This window comes from Affinibrenneria salicis (assembly GCF_008710095.1).
Genome location: NZ_VYKJ01000023.1, coordinates 22,929 through 30,057, shown reverse-complemented (window position 1 = coordinate 30,057; position 7,129 = coordinate 22,929). Strand labels below are relative to the sequence as shown.

General features: G+C 58.6%; 7 protein-coding genes. 2 read left to right on the top strand and 5 right to left on the bottom strand.

Annotation, left to right across the window (positions count from 1 at the left end; translation table 11 throughout):
• Positions 1 to 560: 560 nt before the first annotated feature.
• Both purH and purD read left to right on the top strand, forming a co-directional pair.
• Positions 561 to 2,150, top strand: a complete 1,590-nt coding sequence (gene purH, locus FJU30_RS25445) for a bifunctional phosphoribosylaminoimidazolecarboxamide formyltransferase/IMP cyclohydrolase (RefSeq protein ID WP_150437756.1) — start codon at positions 561 to 563, stop codon at positions 2,148 to 2,150.
• Positions 2,151 to 2,163: 13 nt separating this feature from the next.
• Positions 2,164 to 3,453 (top strand): phosphoribosylamine--glycine ligase, encoded by a 1,290-nt coding sequence (purD, locus tag FJU30_RS25440; protein WP_150437755.1) that lies wholly within the window; start codon positions 2,164 to 2,166, stop codon positions 3,451 to 3,453.
• Between the two features lie 53 nt (positions 3,454 to 3,506).
• On the opposite strand, the gene FJU30_RS25435 is transcribed toward purD, so the two are convergent.
• The 5 genes from FJU30_RS25435 to hemE form a co-directional block, all read right to left on the bottom strand.
• Complete coding sequence (locus tag FJU30_RS25435; RefSeq protein WP_150437759.1) at positions 3,507 to 4,157, bottom strand: DUF1481 domain-containing protein; 651 nt, start codon at positions 4,155 to 4,157, stop codon at positions 3,507 to 3,509.
• Between the two features lie 54 nt (positions 4,158 to 4,211).
• Positions 4,212 to 4,484, bottom strand: coding sequence for a nucleoid-associated protein HU-alpha (gene hupA, locus FJU30_RS25430; protein ID WP_150437754.1), 273 nt, complete (start codon positions 4,482 to 4,484; stop codon positions 4,212 to 4,214).
• 188 nt (positions 4,485 to 4,672) lie between these two features.
• Entirely contained in the window at positions 4,673 to 5,263 is a 591-nt protein-coding gene (locus FJU30_RS25425) for a YjaG family protein (RefSeq protein ID WP_150437753.1), read from the bottom strand.
• A 94-nt stretch (positions 5,264 to 5,357) separates the two neighbouring features.
• Positions 5,358 to 6,056, bottom strand: coding sequence for a deoxyribonuclease V (nfi, locus tag FJU30_RS25420; protein WP_150437752.1), 699 nt, complete (start codon positions 6,054 to 6,056; stop codon positions 5,358 to 5,360).
• Positions 6,049 to 7,128: a uroporphyrinogen decarboxylase gene (gene hemE / locus FJU30_RS25415; RefSeq protein WP_150437751.1), complete on the bottom strand. Its 1,080-nt coding sequence runs from the start codon at positions 7,126 to 7,128 to the stop codon at positions 6,049 to 6,051. The genes nfi and hemE overlap by 8 nt, the downstream gene beginning before the upstream one ends.
• Between the last annotated feature and the right edge of the window lies 1 nt (position 7,129).

The following is a 7,129-nucleotide window of genomic DNA, read 5'->3' as shown; positions in this document are numbered from 1 at the left end:
TACTGTTAGTTCGTAATGAATTAACTGTCAGTCACTCTTCAGGACTTTCTTGTATCTTTTACGATACGGTCCTGTGAGTGCCCACACAGATTGTCTGATTAATTGTTAAAGAGCAGTGCCGCGACATTCACCGTGGCGCGGGCCGCAAATAATATGCTTTTCCGCTGTGAAGTCAAGTAATTATTGCCTGACTTCTTACTCACCGTACAACTGCGTAATCGCTGTTGCCGTGTCAGTGGGAGCGCATTATAGGGACTTCCTGACAAGCCGCAACAGGTATTTTGCAGAAAAATAGCCGACTGCTGCATTCCACAGCAAAAGGCCGCTTTATACCCAGTTACACACAGATTTATCCACAATCCAGATCTTCTCTGAAATTAGACGAGCATCACGCAAACGTTTTCGCTACAATTCTCCGCGTTAAAATACGTCTGACCGGAGAGGTTAGCTGAATATTTTTTTGCCCGCTGCGCGCTTTTGGCCGTACCGGTAAAGGAATAATATTCACGTAACGCTCTTTAAATTGCTTCAGCAATCCAAAGTCAGGGGATTAAACCATCATGCAACAACGTCGTCCTATCCGCCGCGCGCTGCTCAGTGTTTCTGATAAAGCCGGCATCGTCGAATTTGCTCAGGCACTGTCTCAGCGTGGAGTTGAACTGCTGTCTACCGGCGGCACCGCTCGTCTGCTGGCCGATGCTGGCTTAACGGTCACCGAAGTGTCCGACTATACCGGTTTTCCTGAGATGATGGACGGACGTGTCAAAACGCTGCATCCAAAAGTACACGGCGGGATTCTGGGCCGTCGCGGCAAGGATGACGCCGTCATGGAACAGCACAGCATCAAACCTATCGATATGGTGGTAGTGAACCTTTATCCTTTCGCTCGCACAGTGGCGCGCGCTGACTGCCCGCTGGAAGACGCCGTGGAAAATATCGATATCGGCGGCCCGACTATGGTGCGCTCCGCGGCAAAGAACTATAACGATGTGGCGATTGTGGTAAAGAGCAGCGACTATGCCGCTCTTATTGCGGAGATGGACGGCAACGACGGTTCGCTGACGCTGGACACCCGCTTTAACCTGGCGATCAAAGCCTTTGAACATACCGCCGCCTACGACAGCACCATCGCCAACTACTTCGGCACGCTGGTGAAACCTTATTATGGCGAGACCGATAAACCGTCCGGCCACTTCCCGCGCACGCTGAACCTGAACTACATCAAAAAACAGGATATGCGCTACGGCGAAAACAGCCATCAGAAGGCGGCCTTCTATATTGAAGAGAACCTGAATGATGCATCGGTGGCGACGGCGCAACAGCTGCAGGGTAAGGCGCTGTCCTACAACAATATCGCCGATACCGACGCAGCGCTGGAGTGCGTAAAAGAATTTAATGAACCCGCCTGCGTTATCGTCAAACATGCCAACCCGTGCGGCGTGGCCATCGGCACCTCTATTCTGCACGCTTACGAGCGCGCCTACAAAACCGACCCGACGTCCGCATTTGGCGGCATCATCGCCTTCAACCGCGAGCTGGACGCCGAAACCGCCAAAGCGATCATCAGCCGCCAGTTCGTTGAAGTGATTATCGCCCCGTCCGTCAGCGACGCCGCGCTGCAGGTGACCGCCGCCAAACAGAACGTGCGCGTGCTGACCTGCGGGCAGTGGCAACAGCGCGTCGCCAGTCTCGACTTCAAACGCGTGAACGGCGGGCTGCTGGTGCAGGATCGCGATCTGGGCATGGTCGACGCCAGCCAGTTGCGTATCGTGACCGAACGTCACCCTTCCGGGCAGGAACTGCGTGACGCGCTGTTCTGCTGGAAGGTCGCCAAATTCGTTAAATCCAACGCCATCGTCTACGCCAGAGACAATATGACCATCGGCATCGGCGCGGGTCAGATGAGCAGGGTGTACTCCGCGAAAATTGCCGGGATCAAGGCCGACGACGAAGGGCTGGAAGTCAAAGGTTCGGCGATGGCCTCAGACGCTTTCTTCCCGTTCCGCGACGGGATTGACGCCGCCGCTGCGGTAGGCGTGAGCTGCGTGATCCAACCCGGCGGCTCCATTCGTGATGACGAAGTGATTGCGGCCGCCAATGAGCACGGCATCGCCATGATCTTCACCGACATGCGTCACTTCCGCCATTAATCAGGAGCCCTTAATGAATATTTTAATCATTGGTAACGGCGGCCGCGAGCACGCGCTCGGCTGGAAAGCCGCCCAGTCGCCTCTGGCGGATAAAGTGTACGTCGCGCCGGGCAATGCCGGTACGGCGCTCGAACCGGCGCTGGAAAATGTGGATATCGCCGCGACCGATATCCAGGGGCTGCTCGCCTTCGCCCGCAGCCACGATATCGGCCTGACCATCGTCGGGCCGGAGGCGCCGCTGGTGATTGGCGTGGTCGACGCGTTTCGCGCCGCCGGGCTGAATATCTTCGGGCCGACTCAGGCCGCCGCGCAACTGGAAGGCTCCAAAGCCTTCACTAAAGACTTCCTCGCGCGCCATAACATCCCGAGCGCGGAATACCAGAACTTTACCGAAGTCGAACCCGCTCTGGCTTACGTGCGCCGGAAAGGCGCGCCGATCGTGATTAAAGCGGACGGTCTGGCCGCAGGCAAGGGCGTGATCGTAGCCATGACGCTGGCCGAAGCCGAAACGGCCGTTCATGACATGCTGGCCGGCAACGCCTTCGGCGACGCGGGTCACCGTATTGTGGTGGAGGAGTTTCTTGCAGGCGAAGAGGCCAGCTTCATCGTGATGGTCGACGGCGAACACGTTCTGCCGATGGCCACCAGCCAGGACCACAAACGCGTGGGCGACGGCGACACCGGCCTGAACACCGGCGGCATGGGCGCCTACTCGCCCGCGCCAGTGGTAAGCGATGAGATTCATCAACGTGTAATGAATCAGGTTATCTGGCCCACGGTGCAAGGCATGGCGGCCGAAGGCAACGTCTACACCGGCTTTTTGTACGCGGGGCTGATGATTGCCGCCGACGGGCAGCCGAAAGTGATTGAGTTCAACTGCCGCTTCGGCGATCCGGAAACCCAGCCCATCATGCTGCGGTTACGCTCCGATCTGGTCGCGCTTTGCCTAGCCGCCTGCGCAGGCCGGCTGGACGAGCAGCAGTCCGACTGGGATCCTCGTCCGTCTCTGGGCGTTGTACTGGCGGCCGGCGGCTACCCGGGCGACTACGCCACCGGTCTTCCGATCGCGGGACTGCCGCAGCAGGAGCTGGCTGACCAGAAGGTATTCCATGCCGGCACGCGGCTACAGGGAGATGAGGTCGTCACCAGCGGCGGGCGCGTACTGTGCGTCACCGCGCTGGGCGATAGCGTCGCCGACGCGCAGCGTCAGGCCTATGCGCTGGCGCAGAACATCCGCTGGGATGGCTGCTTCTATCGTCACGATATCGGCTATCGCGCCATCGCGCGCGAACAGAAACGCTGATATCTGCCCGCATGGTCCGCTTCGGCGGGCCATCGCGTCTTTAGCTGAGTGCGTCAGAGCGCGTCCAGTTTCGGTTCCCATAAACAAAAGTTCGCATGAGCCGCCAGCAGCAGTTGGGTTCCTTCCGGCGCCTCCAGCCAGGCTACGCTGAGCAGGCCGCGCGCGTTGCCGGTACGCCTGACGATCCACAGGCGCGACTCCCGATCCAGAGCGGGCCGCAGCGACTGCCCGTCGCAGGTAGTGACCACGCCTTCCCGCCAGATCCCCTGCCTGAGCCGCACATTGCCGGCGCGCAGACTGTCGCTGAGTTCCAGCATACGACGCGCGTCAAACTGATAGCGCGCGATTTCATCGGCCGAAAGCGATTCACGCCGCTGGGCGAGCTGACGCTGCATAAAGCTGACCGCCCCGTTCGCATCAAAGCGCAGCTGTACTTCCTGCGCCGATGCGCCCAGCTGTTCGCGTTGAATATCGCGTATCGCCGCGGCGCGATACTGGTAATGGGTTATCTGTGTATGATCGCCATGGAAAGGGCTGAACACGCTAATCAGCGTAATGATACCCTGCCGGGCGTCATCTTTGCGCCACAGGCGCACCACGCCGTTATCGGCGATATAACCGCTGGCGCTGACCGCCGGCGGCGCCGCACGATTGCTGCATGCCGCCAACAGCCCAACCGCCAGCAGCATGCCGACCCGGCGCAGAAAAAACAAAAGGGGCGATTTCGCCCCTCTGCTAAAACTGTTCACCGGTTTGGCTTACTTAACGGCGTCTTTCAGTGCTTTACCGGAAACAAACGCAGGCACGTTAGCAGCGGCGATTTTAATCTCTTTTCCGGTCTGCGGGTTGCGGCCAGTGCGCTCGCTACGATGATTAACTTTGAATGTGCCAAAGCCCACTAATTGTACTGCATCACCTTCTTTCAGAGACTCGGTAATCGCAGTCAGGGTCGATTCCAGGGCTACTTTGGCTTGTGCTTTGGAAAGATCAGCCTTGTCCGCAATTACATCAATAAGTTGAGTCTTGTTCATACGTTATCCTTACAGTGTGTTTATCGCTTGCTAAGCATCGAGTGCGACGGACAGGCCATAACAGCACTCTCCTCTGCATATACGCACCGACAGCCACTTTTTTTACGCCCCCCAATGTAGACCAGACAGGGTGCGAATGTGAAGCCTTTAAGGCCGTCAATTCAGGCGGAAAACCATGTTTTCTTGCCTTACTGGCTTAAAATTATCCCGATATTACTTACTGCATCTTCCCGCAGGTCAGAACGCAGTCCTTTGATCAGTTCAAGGTCGCGTTCCTCACAGGCGGCCAACAGGCGAAAAATCTCCCATTGCGCGTCCCATTCCTGCTCAATGGCAGGCAGACTCTGGAGTTCTTCATCGGTCATCTCCCGGCCCGCCTGCGTCATTTCCAGCATGGCGACCGAACGTATCGAGGCTTCGCTGATCGCCACCGCATGTTCCAGCGTTTCGCCGCTTAAACGGGAATGCACCAGCTCACCCAGCGCGATACAGGCGTCGATAGCCGGATAAACGCCGTAAATGTCATAATCCTCAGCAACCGGGATGGCTGACTCCAGCTTTTCCAGCTGGCTGTCAAAGTTAACCTTTGCGTCTTTCACTATCAGCGTTTCCCACACCAGATCGAGAATACGCCGGTAAATCATCGGCTCGCCGAATCCGGTCTGCCGGCAAAACTCGTGGTAGTTAGGATACATACGCTCACAAAGACTAGCCATGAAAGTGACATGTTGCCAGCTTTCCAGCCTTTCGAGGCGCAAATGAATCGGGTTACGTAACATTTTTTATTGTGTACTCTTTCGTTTGTGGGCGCAGTGTACCTGAAATTATATCCGCGCCCTATTCCTGTATTCCTAAATTCCACCGCGCGGGCCGTTAACCTGCGCCGCCCTCATCTTGCGCCGGATGTTGCGCCAGCCAGCGCTGGAACGCCGGTCGCCGCGAGGCCACCGCATCCGCCCAACGCGTCGGCTCCGGCAGGCGATAGCCCTTCATACAGCGGCTCACCCACAGCAACGCGCTGTCCAGCCCCACCCGATGACCGGTCGAAACGAACAGCGGATTACAACGCGCCTTGCTGCGCCACACCCAACCAATCTGTTCGCCCTTATCCAGCAACGGTCGCCGGCTGCCCACCGCGTCCTCCAGCGGTTCGGCATGGCCGCACAGGCGGCGCTTAGCGACGCCGATAGTCGGCACATCCACCAGCAGACCGAAATGACTGGCCACGCCCAGCCGGCGCGGATGCGAGAGACCATGCCCGTCGACGAACAGCAAATCCGGTTTCTGACGCAGTTGTTGCCACGCCGCCAGCAGCGCCGGATATTCACGAAACGAGAGAAAACCGGGAATATAGGGCATAGTGGTGGCGATGCGCGCGATCCGGTATTCCACCAGCGACAGCGACGGATAGCGCAGCAGCACCAACGCCGCGCGGGTGATCGCGCCGCCTTGTTCAAAACCGACATCGGCGCCGGCGATCAACGTTGGCTGGTCGAAAGGCATCGCGTCCTCGCGCACAACGCGTGATGCGCTGGCCAGTTGCTCAGTCCGCAGAGCCGCCGTATCAATCATCTCCGTCGGCCTGATGCCAGCGACGCGACAGCGTGTGAACCGCATCGACAAACGCGCCGGCGTGTTCAGGCGGCACGTCCTGGTGAATACCGTGACCAAGATTGAACACGTGCCCGTTGTGCGCGCCGAAAGCGTTCAGAATCGTATCGACCTCATGACGAATCTGTTCGGGCGCGGCATACAACACTGAAGGATCCATATTGCCCTGCAGAGCGACCCGGTGCCCGACGCGCGCGCGCGCCTGACCAATATCCGTGGTCCAGTCCAGCCCCAGCGCATCGCACCCGGTCTCCGCCATCGCCTCCAGCCACTGGCCGCCGCCTTTGGTAAACAGCGTAACCGGCACCCGACGACCGTCATTTTCGCGGATCAGACCATCGACGATCTTATGCATGTAGTTCAGCGAAAAGGTCCGATAGTCGCGGCCGGTCAGCGCGCCGCCCCAGGTATCGAACACCATGATGGACTGCGCGCCGGCCTGAATCTGCGCGTTCAGATACAGAATAACGCTATCGGCTAGCTTATCCAGCAACAGGTGCAGCGTATCCGGCTCGGCATACAGCATTTTCTTTATTTTGGTGAACGCCTTACTGCTGCCGCCTTCCACCATATAGGTCGCCAGCGTCCACGGACTGCCGGAAAAACCGATCAACGGCACCTGGCCGGCAAGATTACGCCGGATTAACCGGACGGCGTTCATCACATAGCCCAACTCCCGTTCCGGGTCGGGCACCGGCAGTTGCTCCACCTCGCGCCGGCTGGTCAGCGGACGCTGAAACCGCGGCCCCTCGCCGGCCTCAAAATACAGCCCCAGCCCCATCGCATCCGGTATGGTCAGAATGTCGGAGAACAGGATCGCCGCATCCAGCGCATAGCGGCGCAGCGGCTGCAGCGTGACCTCACAGGCCAGCTCGGCATTTTTGCACAGCGACATAAAATCGCCGGCCTGAGCACGCACCGCCTTGTACTCCGGCAGATAGCGACCGGCCTGACGCATCATCCACACCGGCGTCGCGTCGACCGGCTGACGCAGCAGCGCGCGTAAGTAGCGATCGTTCTTCAGCTCACTCATG